The sequence below is a fragment of the Pseudomonas sp. AM14(2022) genome, assembly GCF_036346455.1.
Classification (GTDB): domain Bacteria; phylum Pseudomonadota; class Gammaproteobacteria; order Pseudomonadales; family Pseudomonadaceae; genus Aquipseudomonas; species Aquipseudomonas putida_A.
Window position 1 is genome coordinate 201,700 of record NZ_JAOTNY010000010.1, and the last position, 22,332, is coordinate 224,031.

Annotated in this window: 20 protein-coding genes and 2 pseudogenes; 15 read left to right on the top strand and 7 right to left on the bottom strand. The window is 54.2% G+C overall.

Translation table 11 applies throughout. The features are described 5' to 3' along the window. Positions 1 to 282: 282 nt before the first annotated feature. From V3W27_RS20115 to V3W27_RS20125, 3 genes are read left to right on the top strand one after another with little or no spacing between them, the layout of a single operon-like run. The gene (locus V3W27_RS20115) at positions 283 to 2,685 is read left to right on the top strand and encodes an ABC-three component system protein (RefSeq protein WP_330207362.1); all 2,403 of its coding nucleotides are present in this window, start codon (positions 283 to 285) and stop codon (positions 2,683 to 2,685) included. Beyond that, a complete protein-coding gene (locus tag V3W27_RS20120; RefSeq protein ID WP_169902233.1) occupies positions 2,675 to 3,244 on the top strand; it encodes a hypothetical protein in 570 nt (189 codons plus the stop codon). The genes V3W27_RS20115 and V3W27_RS20120 overlap by 11 nt, the downstream gene beginning before the upstream one ends. Continuing rightward, positions 3,237 to 5,993 carry an AAA family ATPase gene (locus V3W27_RS20125; protein ID WP_330207363.1) on the top strand — a complete coding sequence of 919 codons (2,757 nt, stop codon included), beginning with the start codon at positions 3,237 to 3,239 and terminating at the stop codon, positions 5,991 to 5,993. Before V3W27_RS20120 ends, V3W27_RS20125 begins: the two co-directional genes overlap by 8 nt. Before the next feature lie 195 nt (positions 5,994 to 6,188). Here the strand turns inward: V3W27_RS20125 and V3W27_RS20130 are convergent, their stop codons facing one another. The 3 genes from V3W27_RS20130 to V3W27_RS20140 form a co-directional block, all read right to left on the bottom strand. Continuing rightward, the gene (locus V3W27_RS20130) at positions 6,189 to 6,572 is read right to left on the bottom strand and encodes a hypothetical protein (RefSeq protein ID WP_330207364.1); all 384 of its coding nucleotides are present in this window, start codon (positions 6,570 to 6,572) and stop codon (positions 6,189 to 6,191) included. Between the two features lie 90 nt (positions 6,573 to 6,662). Further along, positions 6,663 to 7,109, bottom strand: coding sequence for a hypothetical protein (locus tag V3W27_RS20135; RefSeq protein WP_330207365.1), 447 nt, complete (start codon positions 7,107 to 7,109; stop codon positions 6,663 to 6,665). 41 nt (positions 7,110 to 7,150) lie between these two features. Continuing rightward, entirely contained in the window at positions 7,151 to 7,543 is a 393-nt protein-coding gene (locus V3W27_RS20140) for a DUF6957 family protein (protein WP_169902119.1), read from the bottom strand. A gap of 225 nt (positions 7,544 to 7,768) precedes the next feature. On the opposite strand from V3W27_RS20140, the gene V3W27_RS20145 reads away from it, so the two are divergent. The 4 genes and pseudogenes from V3W27_RS20145 (at position 7,769) to V3W27_RS20160 (ending at position 10,656) form a co-directional block, all read left to right on the top strand. Then, positions 7,769 to 8,251 carry a transcriptional regulator gene (locus V3W27_RS20145; protein ID WP_330207366.1) on the top strand — a complete coding sequence of 161 codons (483 nt, stop codon included), beginning with the start codon at positions 7,769 to 7,771 and terminating at the stop codon, positions 8,249 to 8,251. Positions 8,252 to 8,549: 298 nt separating this feature from the next. Beyond that, positions 8,550 to 8,750: pseudogene (locus tag V3W27_RS20150) on the top strand (hypothetical protein); the annotation flags it as partial. 411 nt (positions 8,751 to 9,161) lie between these two features. After that, on the top strand, positions 9,162 to 9,887 hold the full coding sequence (locus tag V3W27_RS20155; RefSeq protein ID WP_330207367.1) for a caspase family protein: 726 nt from the start codon (positions 9,162 to 9,164) through the stop codon (positions 9,885 to 9,887). A 1-nt stretch (position 9,888) separates the two neighbouring features. Then, on the top strand, positions 9,889 to 10,656 hold the full coding sequence (locus tag V3W27_RS20160) for a hypothetical protein (protein WP_330207368.1): 768 nt from the start codon (positions 9,889 to 9,891) through the stop codon (positions 10,654 to 10,656). A 230-nt stretch (positions 10,657 to 10,886) separates the two neighbouring features. On the opposite strand, the pseudogene V3W27_RS20165 reads toward V3W27_RS20160, so the two are convergent. After that, positions 10,887 to 11,252 (bottom strand): annotated as a pseudogene (locus V3W27_RS20165) (Sir2 family NAD-dependent protein deacetylase); the annotation flags it as partial. Positions 11,253 to 11,326: 74 nt separating this feature from the next. Beyond that, positions 11,327 to 12,232 (bottom strand): hypothetical protein, encoded by a 906-nt coding sequence (locus tag V3W27_RS20170; protein WP_330207369.1) that lies wholly within the window; start codon positions 12,230 to 12,232, stop codon positions 11,327 to 11,329. Positions 12,233 to 12,543: 311 nt separating this feature from the next. Between V3W27_RS20170 and V3W27_RS20175 the strand changes: the two genes are divergently transcribed. The 4 genes from V3W27_RS20175 to V3W27_RS20190 all read left to right on the top strand — a co-directional run bounded on the left by V3W27_RS20175 (position 12,544) and on the right by V3W27_RS20190 (position 17,077). Continuing rightward, a complete protein-coding gene (locus V3W27_RS20175) occupies positions 12,544 to 13,425 on the top strand; it encodes a restriction endonuclease (RefSeq protein WP_330207370.1) in 882 nt (293 codons plus the stop codon). Between the two features lie 943 nt (positions 13,426 to 14,368). Further along, positions 14,369 to 15,682 (top strand): branched-chain amino acid transport system II carrier protein, encoded by a 1,314-nt coding sequence (gene brnQ, locus V3W27_RS20180; protein ID WP_330207371.1) that lies wholly within the window; start codon positions 14,369 to 14,371, stop codon positions 15,680 to 15,682. Positions 15,683 to 15,938: 256 nt separating this feature from the next. Continuing rightward, on the top strand, positions 15,939 to 16,676 hold the full coding sequence (locus V3W27_RS20185; protein ID WP_027614039.1) for a DUF599 domain-containing protein: 738 nt from the start codon (positions 15,939 to 15,941) through the stop codon (positions 16,674 to 16,676). Next, entirely contained in the window at positions 16,676 to 17,077 is a 402-nt protein-coding gene (locus tag V3W27_RS20190; RefSeq protein ID WP_007962864.1) for an MAPEG family protein, read from the top strand. The genes V3W27_RS20185 and V3W27_RS20190 overlap by 1 nt, the downstream gene beginning before the upstream one ends. An 89-nt stretch (positions 17,078 to 17,166) precedes the next feature. On the opposite strand, the gene V3W27_RS20195 is transcribed toward V3W27_RS20190, so the two are convergent. After that, positions 17,167 to 17,403 carry a hypothetical protein gene (locus V3W27_RS20195; RefSeq protein ID WP_007962865.1) on the bottom strand — a complete coding sequence of 79 codons (237 nt, stop codon included), beginning with the start codon at positions 17,401 to 17,403 and terminating at the stop codon, positions 17,167 to 17,169. Between the two features lie 158 nt (positions 17,404 to 17,561). Between V3W27_RS20195 and V3W27_RS20200 the strand changes: the two genes are divergently transcribed. The 4 genes from V3W27_RS20200 to V3W27_RS20215 all read left to right on the top strand — a co-directional run bounded on the left by V3W27_RS20200 (position 17,562) and on the right by V3W27_RS20215 (position 21,271). After that, the gene (locus V3W27_RS20200) at positions 17,562 to 18,038 is read left to right on the top strand and encodes a PaaI family thioesterase (RefSeq protein ID WP_330207372.1); all 477 of its coding nucleotides are present in this window, start codon (positions 17,562 to 17,564) and stop codon (positions 18,036 to 18,038) included. Beyond that, positions 18,035 to 18,487: a PaaI family thioesterase gene (locus V3W27_RS20205; protein ID WP_330207373.1), complete on the top strand. Its 453-nt coding sequence runs from the start codon at positions 18,035 to 18,037 to the stop codon at positions 18,485 to 18,487. The genes V3W27_RS20200 and V3W27_RS20205 overlap by 4 nt, the downstream gene beginning before the upstream one ends. Positions 18,488 to 18,569: 82 nt before the next feature. Beyond that, complete coding sequence (gene htpG, locus V3W27_RS20210) at positions 18,570 to 20,474, top strand: molecular chaperone HtpG (RefSeq protein WP_027614043.1); 1,905 nt, start codon at positions 18,570 to 18,572, stop codon at positions 20,472 to 20,474. A gap of 68 nt (positions 20,475 to 20,542) precedes the next feature. Beyond that, entirely contained in the window at positions 20,543 to 21,271 is a 729-nt protein-coding gene (locus V3W27_RS20215; RefSeq protein WP_258679004.1) for a dienelactone hydrolase family protein, read from the top strand. Positions 21,272 to 21,416: 145 nt separating this feature from the next. Here the strand turns inward: V3W27_RS20215 and V3W27_RS20220 are convergent, their stop codons facing one another. Next, entirely contained in the window at positions 21,417 to 22,280 is an 864-nt protein-coding gene (locus V3W27_RS20220; protein WP_330207374.1) for a pirin family protein, read from the bottom strand. Positions 22,281 to 22,332: the final 52 nt, after the last annotated feature.

The window sequence follows — 22,332 nt, forward strand, 5'->3', positions numbered from 1 at the left end:
AGCCTATATATTTACTTTTAAGCCGATGGAGGGATGTTCGAGCCGGTTGGGTTCGCTGACGCTTATCGGAAGAGGGAGAGCGTATTAGTTCAGCGGCTATCTTCACGCTCCTGCACGACTTATGATGATGGCCGCTTGGCATCGCCAGCCTCTCAAATACGGACGTTGAGTCACACGACTTCCAAACACAGCAAGGACTCTGCTCAGCCAGTTGCCCGCCACTGTCTTAACGGAAACGCCAGGCTCAGCACGATGCCAGTCACTGAACGCTAGGAGCGGAAATTGGCCGAAGAAGAGATCTCACTCATCAGCCCTGACGAGGAGGCGAAGGTTAGAGCGGACAAGACCATCGCTCCTGATCTATTCGCTATGGATTGCGGGCAACTCCCATTCGAACGCATGGGTGATGCTCATTTTGAGCTTTTAGTCGCAGACGTATATCGGGCCGAATACGAGCGCGACAATGACACCTGGTACGACGTGGTGGGTCGTCTCAACGATGGAGCCGACCAAGGTCGAGACGTCATTCTCTTCAAGGCAGGCGTTCCAGCTGGGGTTATCCAATGTAAGCGTCTAAAGAAAAAGCTTGATCTCGGTACGGTGATTTACGAAACCTGCAAGTTCTTCCTTTATGCACACATCCGACCGCAAATTGCGCCCCCTATCGGTGGAACGTTTCGATACTACTTTGCGGCGGCTGATGACGTAGCCACGGATGCTTTTGAGTTCCTGCAAGGGGAAGGTGTCAAGCGATTCAACGACAGGCTGGATGCCTTCCAAGAAGCTTGTGAAAAAGTCTTCAACAAATCCAAGACTTTTCAGAAAAACGATGCCCTCAACAAACTAACCCCTGCCGAACTATGCGCAATTGTGTGGCAGCGGATACCTACCTTAGAAACTAGGGCTCTGAGAAAAGATAGCTTATCGGCCTTGGTAGGTAAGCACCCTTCGGTAAGAAATACATACTTCAAATTGGACTCGGATGCCGGAGAAACCTTAAAGGTCGTGCGGGATTACTTAGCGTCTCTTGGAGGGACATTGCCTGCCGGAGAAGAGGCATCCCTGAGCAAGATTCGTACGGAGTACATCAGTTGGGAGCTAAGAGATGGAGATGACCTCAACGTATGCCTGATCCAAGGCCAAGATCTATTGCCATTCTTGCAGGGCATGCTTAGCCCAAAATCCGGAACTCTTAAAGAGGTATTTGGCAGCAGACCTGTAGTTGTAACTGCCGGTTCGGCAGCAGCCACGCCAGCGCAGTGGCTAGAAATAAACGAATTGGTAGAAGCGTATCCAAGCCCGCTCGTACTTCTAGTGGGGTGCGGAGCGGTGACGGGGGTGCAACTCAACGCTTGGCGAGTTGCAGACAACATCTCTTGGATCGATCCGCTCTGGGAGCCCGCATCAGCTCAAGACTACAGAGCAGGATGGTGCTGGGTTACAAATGGCGCGGAAGGTGAGATCAGCTGCCATGTGCTGGTTGAAACCGCCCCTAAAGATCCGACCCTTGATCACGGCAGCTTCTCACTTCGACTCGCCTTCAAGGACATGATCATATGGCCAACGTTAGGTGATGATTTCGTCAATCCGGCCTCGAACAGAAACTCTCATTTACGTAGGCTAATCGCCAGTCAAGCCGAGGATAAATTCAAACGCCCGAATCTGGTTTTAGCTTCCCAGCACATCGACGATCTTATGGATGTCGTGACATCACTCGCCGATTACCATGCACGCCGATTGATTTCCCCGGTTGCGATAGCGTCAGCGAACAGCGCCAGACTTCAGGACTGTAAGTTGCAGCTTCACAGTGCTACCGGTATTTTTCCTGCCACCGAAACCGATCTAAATACGCGATCAAGCCCACCTTCCATGCAGCCCCCCAGTCGCGTGATGCGCAGGAGTACGAGCGGCAGTCTTACCCTGACGCTCAATTGGGGTACTAATATCACTCTCAAGCGTGTTAGAGGCCATCGATTGCAGGCAGGGGGGATCACGTATGACCTGATGCCATCAGCCGTCGAGCTGCATGAGCTCTTTGATCGACACCCACCCTCTAGCTACTACATTCCAGAGGTTAGGGATCAACTAGCTATTTTGGACGACTTGATTGAGCAAGGAGGGCTGAAAGACGCCCAGTCGTTTGCGTATCAGACGCGTCATGGCGTGGCGCCAGAAAAAGCATTCTCCTTGGAAGAACTCGCCGCCTCTGGAAAATATGTAATGAAGGCGGTTTGCGCCCTCAGTTATCTCAAGTCACACGGCAGTGCCACATGGATAACCGAGCCTGGGTCGAAAGGTCATCTCCAGCTCAGCACACCGAGCGAAGGTGAATACAACGTGCTCGCGTGGACAAACGACGATTACCTCGTAAGACAGATGACGGTAGAGCTTTACGAGTGGGCGAGAGACACTGCCAACCATCCTCACCTCGTGGTCTTTGCCAATGCTGAGGGCAAAATCAAAGACCAAAAACTGGGTGAACTCAAAAATGAAAGCGAAGAACGCCTGGACTTCACGACAGGCCCGCGTCTAAGGGGGTCATTCACGGACGTCGGCATGGTGAATCGAGTCTACGTATTTCCACTTGATGAAGTTCATTCGTGCTGTGACGAAGAGGAAACAATGGCGGTCGAGGACTTCATGGATGACATTGCCACTCGCAGGAAAACTCTAGATGCTCAATGAACTAATAAAGCTCTTGGATGAGCGAGCTATCGATGCTGGCTTCGTATCGCCTCAAGAAGAACTCCTGATATTTGATAACGACCCTCACTGGCCTGGCCCACCATTACCGAATCAAGTGAAATATTGGTCTACAAAATTTGCGGCGGTTCTACTGGTACGGATTGAAGGCACTACGCCAGATGAAGTCTGGGCAGAAACCAGACAGGCTGAAGCTTTCCTGGACGCAGGGCTTCTGCGACTGGAAAAAAAAGGTTCAGTCGTAGACGGATACTTAGTCCTGGCGCTCTCAGGAATGACCAATGAGCTGAAGCACTTCATGAACGAAGTCGAAAAAGACACACGATTCGTGAGAAAGCATGTTGTGTACTCTGATGCCACTGGTTGGCAACGTTGTCAGCGCGTTACCCCGCTTGGATTGGCGGCGCCATCAGCGCAGACCGAATTCTCAGTATTCGACACTGACAACGATAGTGTTACTAGCTTGCTGCAGGCAATCGCCGGGTCGACCGGAAAGGTTTTAGCCCGCCAACATGGAAAGAAGTGGGATTTGAATGAATAACTCAGCCATAAAATTCCTCTCGGTCGAGATCAGAAATTTCCGGGGCGTCCCGAAAGTCTTAAAAATCCCTCTCGACGCACGTCTCACCGTTATCCACGCTGCAAATGGAACCGGCAAAAGCACCATTTGCTATGCGTTGGAGTGGCTGCTGACAAACAAAGTGAATGACCTTCCAACGACTACTGATTTTTCGTGCGAGTGGGGATCTGGTGACACTGCTGTCCACGTTGAATGCGAAATAAACGGCGTCAGGTACGAGCTAAAACGAATCAAGGGCAAAGCCTGGATCAAAGCCGCAACCGACAAGAAGATGAGGCAGATTAAAGATTCTGACCTGCTAGGGATGTTAACTCCTACCTCAGTCTCGGGTGGTACAGCGCAGGCTACCAGCAAAGCCAGACGGGATTGGCTGCGCAACAGCCGATGGTTGTACGCAAACTCCTTAGCCCTTCTTGTAGACAACAGCGAATCAGCAACCCGACAGCAAATATTTGCCGACATACTCGGTCTTGGTCATCTCGCTAGCACGCTAAGCAACCTGAAGGAGTATCGAAACGAGTTACCCAAGACCCAGGGTTTGGAGACAAAGCTCAAGAGCGTTTTGGCAAGCATCGAAATCCTAGAGGCGAGGTTGGCTCAAAGTCAGCAAGGGCGTGATCAAGCCATTCCGAAGCTGAACGCAGTGTTGTCTGGATTTCCAGACAGTCAGCCTTCTGGGAACGTGTTGGATGACTTCAAAAATGCCCAGCTGAAAGTCGCCAGGCTGCTACAAAGCACCAGGCAACAAAAGGGGATATTAGACCACCTGCTCGAAGGGTGGGCAGGATATGAGTCAAGCATGCAGCAGCTCGTGACTAGCAGAAAGCAGCTTAACGAAACCACAGACACCAGCGAAACTTTGACCAAGGAACATCGCCAACTCTCGGGGCAAATTTCTGAGGTCGATATAAGCGTCGGCCAAGCCAAACTAGGCGTGGTGTGGGCGCAGTCACAAACCGCCATTCTTGCCCAATGGGATAACGTTGCCAAGAGCGAAATCATCGCTCAAAGAGACCATAACGCCGTCAATTTTTTCAAGGCTGTGGAGGATGAGTTTGTCGAATACAACTGGGACGACAGCCGACAGCAGGAATGGCTGAGCGCCCTGGAGTATCTGATCCACAACAAAGACACGCTGCTTGGCCTCCTACAGCAAAGGTCTGACCTTCTGCGCAGCCCTGTACCTCCTCCTGCAAACTTCATCCAAATATCAAAATCTGCCAGTGACGCCTCGCGAGAGCGCGAGAAGGCTCAATCCGAATTCGACGCGCTATCAAATGTATTAGACCGCTTGAGGGCGCTAGGGCATGAAGCAGCGGAGAATTCGATAACCGGTCATTGTCCACTCTGCAGCCACGATTGGGGGGATGCAGAAGCCTTGCGCCAGCACCTCACCTACGCTGCGATAACTCCAGAGATACAGGTTGCTAAGACCAAACTGGAGACTGCTCAGAAAACGGAGAAGCTTTGGAGCGACTTATTACAGGCTGCGCGCTCGCAGCAAAAGTCCGCCGAGAACTACACCGCTCTGCTCGAGTCAGTACGCGATAGTTTGAAGGCATTTGCGTCGAAAACGGGCTACCTCTCCATCATGGGTAAGGACGAATTTTTAGAGTCTGACATTATTCATTTTGAAGGCCTGAGAGCTCGAGTCATAGTTGTGATCGGGACGAAAAAGGTTGCTCGATCACTGCTAGAGGTTGAAGATTTCTTTAAGTCCCCATCCTCTCCCAACGCGATCACCAGAGTTTTGGAGGCGCGTCAAAGACTGGCTCAGTATTCGCAGCACTACCAGCGCCAATTGGAGGTGACTACATTAGAGCGCACAAACCTTGCTCGGTCTGTAGACGAAAAGCTTCGGGCCATCCAAGCCAAGGCCCAAGAGTCCAATCAACTCAACGCCAGCATTGCGGCTGTTTCCCAGGTTGTAAACCAGTTTCAAAACCAGTGGAACCAGGTTAACGATGGCCATCCAATTTCGAAAGAACTGCACGCGGCCACCCAAACTCGCGTAGAGGCGGAACTCATCAGGGCGGAAGGATACGAATCGGAAATCGCCGAATGCCAAGTGTTGCTGAGTGTCGACGACGACTCTGGAAAATTGATCGAGCTTCAGAAAGAAAAGTCGGCTGTGAGCAAAAGGCTACAAACAGGTCAAAATCACATCCTCACAGCGGATGAGGCTATCAATCGATATGGTGATCATGTTCGCGATGTGACTGTATCAAGCCTGTCTCCGCTCTTGAGCCCGGCGACAGAACTATTCTCTCGAATGCATGCTAACGAGGTTTATCACAAGCTAAGCGTATCTGGGGACGATCTGAACTGGATGGTGCTTGCGGAAGGTAACGATACTCCGCTTGCAGCGCAGGAAAAGTTGAGTCAAGGCCAGCGACAGGATTTGGCCCTGTCACTTTACCTGGCGAGGGCTAAGTCTACTGGAGGCAGCTTCCTGCTTGATGAGCCAATCGCACACTTGGACGACCTCAACAGGGTCGCCATGCTTGACATATTCAGGCTCGTAGCTACTTCGATGGATCACATGAACCTGATCCTGACGACCGCAAGCGACACCCTGGCAAGACATCTGGCGCAGAAGTTCTCCAGTCTGCCCGACGAATACCTTTTGAATACTATCCACCTTGAGGGCAATCCTCGGACAGGTGTCAAGGCAACGGTGACAAGAAACACTTCAACTGCAGCAGAATAGCCCGATACAGGTGTGAGAAACGGCCAGTGAAAGGAATGATCACTGGTCGTTCAATTGCTCCTCCTAGGTTTAGGCAAGCGGAGCACGCAGGCAACTCGGCAGAGACGTGAGGATGTAAGCCCGTCAGAGCCAAGACTTGCAGGGTCTGGGTTCCACCATGGCCTCATACAAAGCGCCCAGTCGCCCCGTAAAAGATCACTGCAACGCCCATGGGGTGAAATGGTGCAGCCCCGCCGCAAGACGCTGAAACTCGCGCAGGCTAGCCCTACCATTACCCCTCTGGAACGTAGCGAGAACGTACCTAGAGTTGACTGTTGTCAGCACCCAAAATCGGCCCTCGCGCTCCGCCTTAATGACGTCAGAAGTCCTGATCAGATGACCATCGCCAAACCGACCATATTGGTCTTTTCGCTTGTGGCCAAAAACCACGCCGATGCCAGCACGAGCCTTTATGGATACTCCGCAGAGATAGGCTGTTATCGGTTTTTCGAAGCCTTGCGCTTGTGCTTTTAGGATTCGTGCGAGATCGAAATCTGTATGTCGTTTTCCATGCAGATTTACATCAATTGTGTTCAGCATAATTGCGTTCCTTTCGCAGTCAGTATGGCGTTACCAGGGAATCTTCACGGAACCATCTGTGCTGGTATCGTGAAGGATTCTTGGTAAATCTCAGGCTGTACGAATCATGTTCGCGTGATAGATCGGACGAAGGTTGCTCAGCACATCAGTGTTGAAGCCAGGTTGGTGAGAGCTGTGGTATTTGGAGCCGGTCTCGACCTCCAGCAGGCACACAACACACTCGTTTTGGTCTTCACCAAGCGTCACCTTGGTCAGTTTCTCCATGCGCCAAACTCCCGTGCCATTCATGTGGGCAGGTGTGACTACTTGCACCTCTGTGATGATCGTCTCGGCGTCCTGGGCAATCAGCAGTTGCTGAAGCCGTGGTTCGCTGTCGATCAGCAGAACCGCCTCTGAAATTCTGTCCTCGTACATGGCCTGGACAGTTACGTGATACCAGTGATTACGAAGCACTTTGGATACCTGATGCCATTGGTATTGACCCTCACCGAACATGCCCGGTAGGCCCAGCATGTCGGCGTCGTGTGTTTTAAACATCGTGTGTCCTTAGCCTGAATGGGCTCCGATACAGAGCGTAGTTAGAAGAGGGAGAACACGTCTTTCAGGCTCGCGGGTTGTTCATGACCTGGGCCAATCAAAACGTAAATCGTATTTCTCGTTTCGAACACAACACCCTCGTGAAAATCGGTACACATGCTTGAACGAACCCAGTCACCCCGTTCGAAACGACCTTGACTGTCTTCGGCCACGTTGTGAGCAAACAAGATCAACGGTAGCTGGCCCGCTGCATGACATTTGAAGAGCTCGTCGCGGGTGACTTCAATGCGAAATATTGTCCAATCTCGAACTAGGCAGTAAGGCTTTTTAGCAAAGCGGTCGGCTGCTAAAGCTCGAGCTTCAGAAGTGCCAGCCAGGCCTTCCAAGGGGGTTCTCGGCCCTTTCATAAAGTCGGGCTCTTGGACGCTAGCCATACGGTTTACCTCAATTAATAACCCGGAAATTGACAATTCAACTCCGCTTGTTTGCGCTTGCCCCTCGCGAGAATCTGTCTGCACGCCAGTCGGGTTGGCTTGGAAACGTCAGTTGGATCACGGGAAGACAGCCTGAAAGTGCAGATCGCACCATAATGAGGATGATAGTCCGTGTTATGGTGCTGCGCAATATGGCCTCATCCTCGATTTGCTTGGGGAAATGTCATGGAGGCCGCAGAAGCCCTGGCTGTAGTAGTACGAGCACTGCGTAGAAGAAAGGGTTTTACGCAGGAAAATCTGATCACAATTGATCGTTCCTACTGGGGGCGGATAGAGCGTGGCGAGGTGAACATCACGATTGATGTGCTCATTCGTCTTGCAGCGATAATGGAAGTTGAGCCGGCCTCGCTGATTCTAATGGCGACGTCCCTCCAATCTAATGAGCCGTTCGCTGAGGGCCTTAAACGCATTTCCAAGCAGCTGAGCAAAATTAAAAAAGAAAGTGTTGATCAGGAAATGGAGTCAATGGCACGAGCCGGGAAGCTGCCGCCTGGTCGACCCGTACGATCCGATGCGGCGCAAAAGGCGGCTGAGGCAAATCGCTTAAGCGGTGCAGGTGTATCTGTATCCAAAATTGCAGAGTCATTGGGGCTTTCAAAAACAACCGTCCGCAGATACCTGCAAACAACCACGCCCGAGCAGCCGTGATTTCGAATGACCTTTAAATGAGCCAGCCTGGCTTATGTGTTCGCGTGAAGTCCTCCTGTGGGAAATTGCGGATGAGCCCTTCGGCCCAACGGATCTCCATCAAGTTGAAATCGCGTCATGGACGGATGTCCGGTCAATCGTTGGTAAAATAGTCGATTATCTCGACGGCAACCTCGTTGCGATGATGTGTTGAATATTCTGAGGATTGCTCAGGCCGCTGCAAGGGCGATTGTTGCCTATAGGACGGTTGAGCGGGGCGAATCGATATCTATTCCCTTCATGCTGAGCACCTTGCATAGCCAAGAAGAAAGCGGCGAAAGCATTCACGCCAAGGCTCAGGGTCACGCTCCGGGTTGGAAACGAATTCGAGGGGGCAACATACGAGCTGATTCACGAGGCAGACACTTTGAGCTCGCAGTTTGCCGAACAAGAGGCTGTGAAGGCTGCTAGGAAGAAGTACAGGTATGTGGAAGTGATCTCTGTAGTCGCTCCAAAATGACTAGGCTGAGCAGCTCTAGTCGGCCAAGCTACCTGTTCACGGCAGGCTAGACGCTCTGCGGTTTTTCATCCTTGCTCCTCCACGCATCGCTTGCCTCAATAAGATGTGAGTCCAGACTCCGGACTCTGCCTACTTCCTCGCCAACACATGACCCCATGGCAATCTTAAGCTGGACGGCGATGCTCTGGGATTTCCCGAGCTCGCTCAGGTGAGGTATGGGAATTGGCAGTGCCTAGATGACACCTATGGTAAGTGTGATCCTATGGACATAATGATGGCATTTTAGTAGCTTTGGTCGCTTGACGATCCACCTTCCTAGCTGGTTTGGGTGCATCCCCAAGGCTTAACTTCCTCAACTCTTGCTGGGTTGAGGGCAACGAACAGTATGAGACTTTTTTGATAGGTGATGGAATGCTGAGCAGGAAAGCTATTTTGATTGGGGCTCCTAGCGTAGAGACATATCTGCCAGGCGTTGTCCAAGATATTAAGGATATGAAGGCATTTCTATGCTCTCCTACTGGTGGAGCCTGGCGAGAGAATGAGATAATCACACTCGTAGACCAGTCCAAAGCCACGGTTACCAAACACCTCAACTCATGTGCTGACGTGGATTATGTCTTTATCCTCTGTGCAGGGCACGGAGAGCACCAGGTGCTTGGCACTAACGGTAGCACCGTAATTTATTTAACAGAAGAAGATACGCTAAGCATCGACTCTATAAACACTCGCGGCAAGCGCCAGTTTGTGATTGCGGATGTATGTAGGCACGAGCGCAAGATCACTATATCGGAGAGCCTTCTAAAAGCTGCTATGGAGAGTTACAGTGCGGAAGACAAATTTGATTATCGCGCTGCTTTCGACTCTGCGGTGATGAGCTGCTCTGAGGGAAGAATTGTCGCTTATTCCTGTAGCGTGAATCAGTCCGCAGGTGAAGATGAAAAGGGTGGTGCATTTACTCAGGCTCTTATTGCTAGCCCCAATGCTTACCTACCTGAAAGGAGTCATGGCATTGTAAATGTTAAGCAAGCCTTCGATTGGGCTCATGGCCAACTTACTAAGAAAAGCTCCGCTCAAACTCCCGTATTTAATGCCGGGCGCCGTCTGGACTATTATCCGTTCGCCGTGATAACAAAATAAAATGCCAGACTACGACGAAGCCAAATGGGGCGCAATGGATGTCAAATACTTAGTAGTCGAAACAGACGGCTACATTGTATTCGTTGACTCGTCCAGCACTCTGGATTGGCAAACTAGCGAAGAGTACGACAGGGTTAACTCGCATAGTCAGGCGGGGCGGCAAAAAACTCTATCTCAGATAGGGATATTAGAGTGCAAACCTAATAGTCACCTTCCGGATAAATTCTCCCTAGATTTTAAGAGGTTGCTGGGGGAAGCCCTTGCCTGTGCACTTGAGGGCGAGTTCGATACGGCTTCGGGAATACTCGCAAACGCAGAGATTTATCTAAAAAATCGTAGTGAAGAGATATCGCGGGAATGGTATTTGACAGAAGCAGGTAGGACGGTAGCTGTCATTTTACTCACGGGCATCGCGATCTGGGTATTTAGAGATACGGTAAAATCTGTGATCGGTAGCATGGCTTTTCAGTTGATTTTGACAGCGGTTGCTGGGGCAATGGGGGCTTTACTGTCGATCATCATGCGCATGGGCGGCGAGAAGCTTGACTGTCATGTTGGGAAAAACATCCACGAACTCGAAAGCCGCTACCGGATAGTAGCGGGCATGCTTTCAGCAATATTTGTCTATCTTGCGGTTAAGTCTGGCTTGGCTTTCTCCTTCGCCGATAAGGGTGTTGCTGGCTTCTTGTTTATCGGTTTCTTATCAGGGCTCACTGAGCGTCTTGCGCCAAGCATTTCCGCAAAAGCAACTGATGCTGAAAAAACGTAAGGAATTGAATAGGCGATAGCCACAGGAACTCTCCCCTCGGCAGCTCTATCCAGTGAACAACTAGGGTGGCCTTGCGGGAGCCGCCTTGGGCTCTGCAAGACCTATAAATAAATCCGCGATCACGGACTCGAAAAGGCTCTCAAGGATCTCTTCGACTCATTAGTCTTCGGGCTCATTCGCTGCTCAGCCTAGTAGATTCGTAGCATGCACCAGGTCGCCAAAGGCGTCGCGTACAGGGTGCCGTGCAGATGAATCACATCCTGGCTGCCGGCTCGTTCATGAAGGTCGTCAACATTTTGGGTCGCCACGGTCAGCTTGGGCACATGCCTAGCGAGCTCAGCGATAGCCATATTCGCACCATTTGGCCGGGCCTGGATCACCTTACTTCGACGCCACTCATACCATCCCCAACACAGCGCCGGGTCGTCTCTGAATGCTTCGCTGGTGGCAAGTTGGGCAGGATCGAAACGCCCCCATAGTCCCGTCAGAGCATCTCTGAATGTCGGGATGCCACTCTCGGCTGGCGCACCAGCACCGATGAGGGCAACAACATGCTGAGCCTCCCTCGATTTCTGAGCCAGGGTACTGGTGGTCATGAGTATTTCTTGAGCCCGCATTCAGTTGGGTGCCGACATTATGTACGTTGGTTTGGCAGCCAGTTGATCAAAAACTAAAGGATCCTGGTTGTCGGTCGTCCAGCTACATATGCCAAGGACATAATTGCTTTGTTGTGTCCCATTCTTTGGCTCATTTGGTGCATTAAGTCGGCGTAATCATCCGTGGTCTTGTGAATGCTATGGGGGGTGAGCAGGCTCACATTGATGTTCGCTTTGCGAGCCCACGAGACACAGATCCTTCTTAGCGTGTCAGACGATAATGGACGATCAGGGGCATTAGCCGCATGGAACAGGTACTCACCGTCCGACAACTTTGAGGCCTTGACGTAGTGATCAAAGATAACCCTGTGACTCTCGGGAATTGCTTCATGTACCTTCTTGGTATCAAGGCTCTTCACGCTATAGACCGCTGCATTGCGCCGCATTCTTGCTGATAGGTACTCGCCTGGCCGCAGCGCACCTTGCATGCATGCGAACAGCGCCCGATCTCTCAAGCCGCCAGATTCGGAAAGGATCCTTTCCAGCGTCTGAACTTGTTCTCTGGTCAATCCTAACTGAGCCCTGCTAACCAGTTTAAGAAGCGGGTCTCGACCCGGATCTGGAGAAGCCTGCACACGTTTGAAGGCTACAAGGTTTGTAAGGGGAAGATCTTCTACGAGCGGTTTCAGCTTGAGTTGATCTGCATATAGCCCTACCTCCGGCTGAAGGGTAGCTCGGATGGCTGAACGAATCGCTCGCCTGACGATTGCTTCTGGTGGCGCAGGCTCATCTGTCGGGCAGATCTTTGAGGCTTTTTCGAGATCGTGGAAGTTCTGATAACCCAATCCTTGCGCGAGCACTTCTTGAGCATTTGCAAGCGAGATTGGGGATGGGCCACACCATTGCTTTTGCAACTGCTTGGCCAGGCTTTTGAAGCCACGATTACGGATCAGGTCGTTTGGATAGACTGGGACGCGCATAGCAATTCTCCGGTCGCCAGGGTGTCGGCTGCCCGCTGACTATCGTCGAAATGCGTGCGATAAAGAGGGTGTTGCAACCTGTGGCATTTGAGCCTTCACGAGCCGACCGTTTGATCCAGGAAGATCAGGGGAGGCGGCAAAGCTAGCATGCAAATCTGCAGTGCGTCTACGATAGGCTCTAAAATATGGGGCTGTGCTCGTTAAGCCGCAGAACCGCTTTATTCCCCACCTTTGGCCATAGTGGTGAGTAGGCCTTTTGCGCGATCTGGGTTTTGATAATGATTTCAGCGAACTGAGAAATGAGGATAGGCGTGGCGAATTTCAAATCAACTGAGATGCGGTTTTTGGATTCGATCTTCGACATGGGCGGCGGATACGTCCTCGACTTCTCCAACCGTACGATGGACGAGTTCTTCATGGAGGAGCTAGAGATCGACATCTCTCACGAGATGTTCTCCAAGGATGGCACCTCCAAGGCCAGGCGTGTCAGATGCCTTCTGCAGAACGCCGATCACCCCACGGTTGTCCGAGTGCTCGAAGCCCTCTGGAAGTACCGACAAACTATTCGGGAAGAGAGTAAGGCTGAGGAAGACGTCGTGAACGCCGAAGGCCGCTTTCTCTCCCTGCTCGAGTCAATAAGATCGCTAGGGCAGCACTCCGATGTGGTACGAAATCCTTTCGCTGCGGCAGCGGTGGTTGATCAGGGCCCAATCCTCGACGCTTTGAAACAGCAGCTTTTCGATCTACGTGATCTGCCTCCTCAGAAACGTGGTTACGAATTCGAACAATTTCTCAAAGAGCTTTTCGACTCTTCCAGGCTCCAGGCCCGCTCGCCGTTTAGCCTAGTTGGTGAGCAAATAGACGGTAGCTTCCAGCTAGGAAACGAAACGTATTTGATCGAGGCCAAATGGGTCAGAGATCCGATTGGGGCAGCCGAACTCCATACGTTTCAAGGCAAGCTTGATCAAAAGGCTGCCTGGGCGCGTGGTGTTTTCATCAGCTATGGCGGGTTCACCCAAGAAGGCCTCCACGCGTTTGGCAGAGGACGAAAGGTGATCTGCATGTCCGGCGAGGACATCTATAAAGCACTGGGACGGCGGATACCCATTGCGGAGGTGATTGACCGGAAGGTTAGAGCTGCTGCAGAAACTGGGGCTGCGTTCGTGCCGCTGGATGAGTTGTTCAAGCAATGACCAAACACGGCTCTGGATTAAAGGTGGCCGTGTAATGTGCCCGAAAAGGGACACTAAGCCAGTTTTTTAGGATTAATGTCCCGATTCGGGATCATTATGACCTTGCAGATTAATCCCGTTTATTCCAGACCTTAGCCTATGCAGAATCTTTAGAAGCCGCTGCATTACTCTCCTCATCGCGTGGTGCGTCCTCGATTCTGAAGCGAGTTTCAAATCCAGGATACGCAGTGTTCACGTCAGCAAGAATGGCATTTACCAAACGCAGCGCATCAGCAATGGTAGGTTCTAGCATCCGGTGGTAGGGGAGGCGACATGGCAGGGGGTAGCACATCGAAAGGGGACAGGACAGTTATCGTAAAGACCGGCGATGTCGGTTCGCGCAGCTGCATAGGGGGGAGACAACTCCCAGTGGCTTGCGCCTACCTTGAGTAGTATAAACAATAGTACATGTACTAAAAATAAAGAGTGGCTGAAAATCAAGCACTCACTCACTCGCTGATGTTTAGTACAAAATTGTGCTGCTAAGAACTTCGGGTGGCCTTTGTTGTTTCTGGCATATGGGATTTGAGTGGATTTTTGTGGCGAGGGAGCTTGCTCCCGCTCGACTGCGCAGCAGGCGTAGAACCATCTAACAGCCAGAACCCAATCGTCTGCATTGGGGCTGCTTCGCAACCCAGCGGGAGCAAGCTCCCTCGCCACAGGGTTGTGGTTAGGAAAAATAAATGCGTAAACGCGACACAGACACGTCGTGTATCGGATAGTTCGCCCTCAAACAGTGCGTTTGTCAGACAAATTCGTTAGGCTAGCAGCCATTTTTGCGTCTGCCGCCCACAAGGCATGCAACGCGCTAAACAGGTCAGTCTTATACGGACTGACAGCATTTCCCTAACCCCACAGGGAAATCCCCCTCTAAATTCCGATTCAGTAGTGTGGTATTTCCTTAATGAAAGTTTTGAAAGGTCAGGACATCCTGGCACTGGGCTTTATGACATTTGCCCTGTTCGTCGGGGCCGGCAACATCATTTTCCCGCCTATCGTCGGCCTGCAGTCCGGACCTAACGTCTGGATGGCGGCGCTGGGCTTCCTGATCACGGCCGTCGGTCTGCCGGTGGTCACCGTCGTCGCCCTGGCCAAGGTCGGTGGTGCGATGGATGCGCTGAGCAGCCCGATCGGCAAGATCGCCGGTGGTGTGCTCGCCGCGGCATGCTACCTGGCGGTCGGCCCGCTGTTCGCCACCCCGCGGACCGCGACCGTGTCGTTCGAAGTGGGTCTGGCGCCGCTGACCGGCGAAAGCCCTCTGGCGCTGTTCCTCTACAGCTCGGTGTACTTCCTGCTGGTGTTCTTCATCTCGCTGTATCCGGGCCGTCTGCTCGATACCGTGGGGCGTTTCCTCGCGCCATTGAAGATCATCGCCCTGGCGGTACTCGGCATCGCCGCGTTCGCCTTGCCGGCTGGTGATATCGGTCAGGCCACACCTGAATACGTCGCGGCACCGTTCTCCCAGGGCTTCATCAATGGTTACCTGACCATGGATACCCTCGGCGCGCTGGTGTTCGGTATCGTCATCGTCAACGCGATCCGCTCCCGTGGCGTCGAGTCGCCTGCGCTGATCACCCGTTACGCGATCATTGCCGGCCTCATCGCCGGTGTCGGTCTGGCGCTGGTGTACATCAGCCTGTTCCGCCTCGGCTCCGGCAGCCACGAAGTCGCGGTCGGTGCCACCAACGGTGCGGCGGTGCTGCATGCTTACGTGCAACACACCTTCGGTTCGCTGGGCAGCGGTTTCCTCGCGGTGCTGATCTCGCTGGCGTGCCTGGTGACGGCGGTCGGTCTGACCTGCGCCTGCGCTGAATACTTCAGCCGCGTGCTGCCACTGTCCTACAAGTCCCTGGTGATCATCCTCGCCGCGTTTTCGCTGCTGGTGTCGAACCTGGGCCTGACCAAGCTGATCGCGTTCTCGATCCCGGTGCTGACCGCGATCTACCCGCCATGCATCGTTCTGGTAGCTCTGAGCTTCTGCAAGGACTTCTGGCATGAACACGGGCGGATCCTCGGCCCGGTGATGCTGGTGTCGTTCCTGTTCGGCACCATCGACGCGCTCAAGGGCGCCGGTCTGGCTGACTGGATGCCGTCGCAGCTGTCGCACCTGCCGCTGAGCGAGCAGGGCCTGGCGTGGCTGGTGCCATGCGTGATGACCCTGGTGGTCGCCGTGGTCTGCGATCGCCTGCTGGGCAAGCGCAGCGAAGCCGTTGCCTGACGTTGTCTGACCCGCCACAAACGGGTCTTCAGCGCTTAAACAGAAATGCCCCGTATCAATCGATACGGGGCATTTTTTATGGGCGTCTGGCAGTGTCTTTTTCCGCGAGCTAACGTCGAAGCACTGCACAGGTTTTATGTAGGAGTGAGCCTGCTCGCGATGGCGTCGTACCTGTCGGATCAATGCCGGATGTGCCAGCGAATCGCGAGCAGGCTCACTCCTACAGGTAATGCATCAACACTTCACAGGAAAACGAATGTCGTTCATCCAAGCCAATCTGATCCACCTGCTGGCCGCGCTCTGGTTTGTCATCTGCTGGGGCGGCTACACCCGTTATGCGTCGTGGAAGGCCCGCGACACCGCGTGCCTGGCCAGCGTGCTGCACCTGTATCGCGAAGACTGGATGCGCCGCATGCTGCTGCGTGACAACCGTATCGCCGACGCCAGCGTGATCGGCAATCTTGAGCGCAACGCCTCGTTCTTCGCCTCCAGCACCCTGATCATCCTCGCCGGCATTCTCACCGTGCTCGGTGCATCCGAGCGCGCCGTGTCGTTGCTGGCGGATATCCCGATGGTGCAGCAGGCATCGCAGGGCATGTCGGAGATCAAGTTGCTGTGTCTGGCGCTGGTGTTCGTCTATGCGTTTTTCACGTTCAGTTGGTGCATGCGTCAGTACAACTTTGCTGCCGTGCTGGTCGGTTCCGCGCCGATGATCGGTGAGCGTCAGGTCTCGGAGCAGGAGCGCAAGGCGTTCGCACTGCGGGCGGCGCGGGTGATTTCGATGGCGGCGAACCAGTTCAACTTCGGTCTGCGTTCTTATTACTTCGGCATGAGCATGCTGGCGTGGTTTGTCAGCCCGTGGCTGTTCATGTTGATGAGTGCCGGGGTGGTCATCGTGTTGTACCGCCGCGAGTTTCATTCCGACGTGCTGGATGTGATGGTCTATACCCCTACAGAGGCACCTTTGCCCGAAACCAATAAAGAGGCTGCTTGATGAGTATTCCGTTCTGGTGTGTGTTTATCAGTGCACTGTTGATTTACATCGCGCGCATGCCAGTGGGCAAGGCCATGAAAGAGCAGGGCGGTTACAACAACCACCTGCCGCGCCAACAACAGGCACAACTCACTGGTTACGGCGCGCGGGCGCTGGCGGCACACCAGAACTGTATCGAAGCGTTCATCCTGTTCGCCGTAGGTGTGCTGATGGCGCACACCACGCAAACCCAAGGCTGGTTGATCGATGCCCTGGCAATCATCTTTGTGATCGCGCGAATTCTTTACGTGTGGTTGTACCTGGCGGATAAACCATCCCTGCGCAGCCTGGTGTGGCTGGTCGGCCTGATCTGCAGTTTGTTACTGATGATTAGTCCGACTTTTAGAACCGTATTGCTCTAAGAAAGCTTCTAAGCCAAGACTGACAAAAAATCACAGGCAAAAGAAAACCCGCACTTGGCGGGTTTCCTTTTTTCTGCATCAAGTCGCAATTATTGCTTCTTGGCAGCTTCTTCCTGAGCAGCTTGATTCGATTCAGCCTGAGCTTTGGCAGCTTCGGCGTTTTCTTTTGCTGCGTCGTTCACTTTATCCTGAGCTTTGTTCATGTCTTGCTGAGCTTGCTCAGCATGTTGGTTTGCATCTTGAGCTTTGTCCTCGGATTTTTTATCGCAGGCAGCGAGACCGAGGGAAGCGGTCAACATCAAGGCAATAGCTAAAGTCTTACGCATGGGGTGTTTCTCCTTATGGAAAATAACTACTGGCCTTAAGAGCACTGGCCCAAAGGTTAAGTTCCTCATTTCGTTCAGATATATAAGTTTGTTTTTTAGTGGAACTTTTGCGGCATTTCCTACTACTGGCAAAAGGCTCTAACGAGAGTAATTATCAAATGGCTGAAAACCCCGTTTTTGAGCGCGCGACACGATTTCTTTCGGCCCTGCGCCATTGTCAGGTGCTCGGTTTGACGGTACACAGCGCCAGCAGCGAAGGGCTGACGGTGAGGTTGCCGTACAACGCGCAAATCGTCGGCAATCCACAGACCGGGGTCATCCACGGCGGCGCCATTACCTCGCTGATGGACACCGCGTGCGGCATGTCCACGTTGTGCGTGCTGGCGGAATTCGAAGTCTGCCCGACCCTGGACCTGCGTATCGACTACATGCATGCCGCCGAGCCGAAGAAGGATGTCTATGGCTTTGCCCAGTGTTACCGGGTCACCACCGATGTGATCTTCGCTCGCGGCTTTGCCTATCAGGATGACCCGAATCAGCCGATCGCCCATGTCGTCGGTACATTCATGCGCATGGGTAAGGGCCTGAAAGGTACCCAGGGATTTGGCGGCAAGGTCAAAGGAGAAAATCGATGAGCGATGACTGGAAGCAACAGCTGCTGCAGGCTCACGCTCAGGGCGATTACGCGCCGTTGTTGCGGATAATTCCTTACGCCGGGCTGATCGGCGTCGTATGTTCCCGGGTCGGCGATGAATTGCTGTTCAAGCTGCCGGCGAACAAGGACAACATTGGTAACCCTTTATTGCCGGCGATCCATGGCGGGGTGATTGCCGGGTTCATGGAGCTGGCAGCCGCGTTGCATTTGCTGATCTTCACCGGTTCGCCCGGGGTGCCGAAGATCATCGACTTTTCTCTGGATTATCTGCGCGCCGGGCAGTTTCGCGACACTTGGGCCAAATGTCAGGTCTGTCGCCAGGGGCGGCGCGTGGCCAACGTCGCCATCACGGCCTGGCAAAGCACCGAGAGCGAACCGATTGCCACCGCCCGTGCACATTTCAAAATTGATGAGCCCTTGAAATCCTGAACGCTGCCCCCAACTCAGTGAACAACCCGCCGCCGACCCCTCTGGATCGCGGCCACTGCCATCTGATTGGAGTTTGATGACCATGAGTGTGGAAACTCAAAAGGAAACCCTGGGCTTCCAGACCGAGGTAAAGCAGCTGCTGCACCTCATGATCCATTCGCTGTATTCCAACAAGGAAATCTTCCTTCGCGAATTGATCTCGAACGCCTCTGACGCTGTCGACAAGCTGCGCTTCGAAGCCCTGGCCAAGCCTGAGTTGCTCGAAGGTGGCGCTGAACTGAAAATCCGTGTGAGCTTCGACAAGGACGCCAAGACCGTCACCCTCGAAGACAACGGTATCGGCATGAACCGTGACGATGTGATCACCCACCTGGGGACCATCGCCAAGTCGGGCACCGCCGATTTCATGAAGAATCTCTCGGGCGATCAGAAGAAAGATTCGCACCTGATCGGCCAGTTCGGTGTCGGCTTCTACTCGGCGTTCATCGTTGCCGACCAGGTTGATGTGTATTCCCGTCGCGCCGGCACTCCGGCCAGCGAAGGCGTGCACTGGTCGTCGAAAGGCGAGGGCGAGTTCGAAGTCGCCACAATCGACAAGCCAGAGCGCGGCACCCGTATCGTCCTGCACCTGAAGTCCGCTGAAGACGAGTTCGCCGACGGCTGGCGTCTGCGCAACATCATCAAGAAATACTCCGACCACATCGCGCTGCCGATCGAGCTGCCGAAAGAAGTCACTGCCGCTGAAGGCGAAGAGCAGCCTGCCGTTGAATGGGAAACCGTCAACCGCGCCAGCGCCCTGTGGACCCGTCCGCGCACTGAAGTGAAGGACGAGGAATATCAGGAGTTCTACAAGCACATCGCTCACGACTTCGAAAACCCGCTGGCCTGGAGCCACAACAAGGTCGAAGGCAAGCTCGAATACAGCTCGCTGCTGTACGTGCCGGCCCGCGCGCCGTTCGACCTGTACCAGCGTGAAGCGCCGAAAGGCCTGAAGCTGTACGTGCAGCGCGTGTTCGTGATGGATCAGGCCGAGTCGTTCCTGCCGCTGTACCTGCGCTTCATCAAGGGCGTGGTCGATTCCAACGACCTGTCGCTGAACGTGTCGCGGGAAATCCTGCAGAAAGACCCGATCATCGACTCGATGAAGTCGGCGCTGACCAAGCGCGTGCTGGACATGCTGGAAAAACTGGCGAAGAACGAGCCTGAGCAATACAAGGGCTTCTGGAAAAACTTCGGTCAGGTCATGAAAGAAGGCCCGGCCGAAGATTTCGCCAACAAGGAAAAAATTGCCGGTCTGCTGCGTTTCGCATCGACTCAAGGCGACGACGGCGAGCAAGTTGTCGGTCTGGCTGACTACCTGGCGCGCGCCAAGGAAGGTCAGGACAAGATCTACTACCTCACCGGAGAAACCTACGCGCAGGTCAAGAACAGCCCGCACCTGGAAGTCTTCCGCAAGAAAGGCATCGAAGTGCTGCTGCTGACCGATCGCATCGACGAGTGGCTGATGAGCTACCTCAGCGAATTCGACGGCAAGACCTTTGTCGACGTGGCACGCGGTGACCTTGATCTGGGCAACCTGGACTCGGAAGAGGACAAGAAAGCTGCAGAAGAAGTCGCCAAGTCCAAAGAAGGTCTGGTCGAGCGCCTGAAAACCGCGCTGGGCGACTCCGTTGCCGAGGTTCGCGTCTCTCACCGTCTGACCGATTCGCCAGCCATTCTGGCCATCGGCGAACAGGACCTGGGCCTGCAAATGCGCCAGATCCTCGAAGCCAGCGGGCAGAAAGTGCCGGAGTCGAAGCCGATTTTCGAATTCAACCCGAGCCACCCGCTGATCGAGAAACTCGACGGCGAGCAGAACGAAGGGCGTTTTGGCGACCTGTCGCACATCCTCTTCGATCAGGCCGCTCTGGCGGCTGGCGAAAGCTTGAAAGACCCGGCCGCGTACGTGACCCGTCTGAACAAGCTGCTGGTTGAGCTGTCAGCCTAATCACGATGTAGAAAAACCCGCTTCGGCGGGTTTTTTCATTCTGGTGTTTAACTAATCAGGAGTCAGAAATGAGCCAAGTTACTGTACGTTCCGTGGTCTATCAGCTGGATGGCCAGCCCTATGAAGGTCGTCTGGCGTTCGACGCCGAGCACAAGGGCGCGCGCCCGGGCCTGCTGATGGCGCCGAACTGGATGGGCGTCAGCGCCGGGGCGGAAGAGATCGCCAAATCGGTCGCGGCCAAGGGCTACGTGGTGTTGATTGCTGACGTGTATGGCCAGGCAGTACGTCCGCAGAACGCTGACGAGGCCGGCGCGGCGATGATGCCGCTGAAGAACGACCGCGCACTGCTGCGCAAGCGCATGCAGGCAGCGTTCGAACAATTGCAGAAGCAGGGCGAGGCAGCGGTCGATACCTCGAAGCTGGCGGTGTTCGGGTTCTGCTTCGGTGGTTGCTGTGCACTGGACCTGGCGCGCACCGGTGCACCGGTGAAGGCAGCGGTGTCGTTCCACGGCACGCTCGACTCGCCGAACCCGGCCGACGCAAAGAACATCAAGGGCTCGGTGCTGGTACTGCACGGTGCCTCCGACCCGCTGGTGCCGAAGGAGCAATTGCCTGCGTTCGAAGATGAAATGAACGCGGCGAAGGTCGATTGGCAGTTGCTCAGCTATGGCGGTGCGGTGCACTCATTCACCGATCCGCATGCCAATGTGCCAGGCAAGATGATGTACGACGCGAAGACTGCCAAGCGTGCGTTCAAGTCGATGCATGACTTGCTGGAAGAAGTGTTCAAGGGCTGATTTTTCGGCGCCTTTACTGGCCTCTTCGCGAGCAAGCCCGCTCCCACAGGGGGATTGTGATGTGTACTCAGAACTCATACACACCACAATTCCCCTTGTGGGAGCGGGCTTGCTCGCGAAGGCTTACCCTCTAGCGACACAACACTCAGGGCAGTTCGATCCGCTCGACTTCCCCCGGCACCGTCGGCCAATCCCCGGCCGCCCACTTGCGCCGCGCCTCATCGATCGCCGCCGGATCGCTCGCGACAAAATTCCAGTTGATCCGCCGTGGCCCGTCCAGCGCAGCGCCACCAAACACCACTGCGTGCACATCGCTTTCGGCAAACAGGCTCATCTCTTCCCCGGCCGGCAATACCGCCAACGCATGGGGTTCGAGGGGTTTGTCATTCAACTGCGCATCGCCACTCAGCACATAAATCGCGCGTTCCGCGTGCTCGGTCGGGATCAGCAAAGTGGTCGCGGTCTGCATCTTCACTTCGGCGTAGAGCGTAGGAGAAAGCACCGGCACCGGTGATTCCAGGCAAAAGCCTGACCCGGCAATCATCCGGATCTGCACGCCAAGGTTATCGCTGACCGGCAAGGTTGCGGCCGGGTGATGGCTGTAATGCCCAGGGCCTTGCTCATGATCCTTGGGCGAAGCCAGCCAGATCTGCAAGCCGTGCATGGTGAAGCTTTGCTCCCACAGCGGCTCGGGCGTGCGCTCGACGTGGGCAATCGCACTGCCGGCGGTCATCCAGCTGACATCGCCAGCACTGACCACCTGATCGGAGCCGAGACTGTCCTTGTGCTGGATCTGTCCTTCGAACAGGTAGGTCAGAGTCGAGAGACCAATGTGCGGATGCTGTCGGATGTTCATGCCTTTGCCCGTCGGATAAACCGTTTCGAGCATGTGGTCGAAAAACACGAAAGGCCCGACGTTGCGGCATTTGGCTGACGGCAGCGGGCGCAGGATCGGCTGGCCTTCGACGTCTTCGGCGCGCGGGCGGATGATCAGTGGTTGCGTATCCATGGTGCATTCCAGGCTGAGCGGGTGATGCCAGAAGCATAACCCGCCGCTGGCA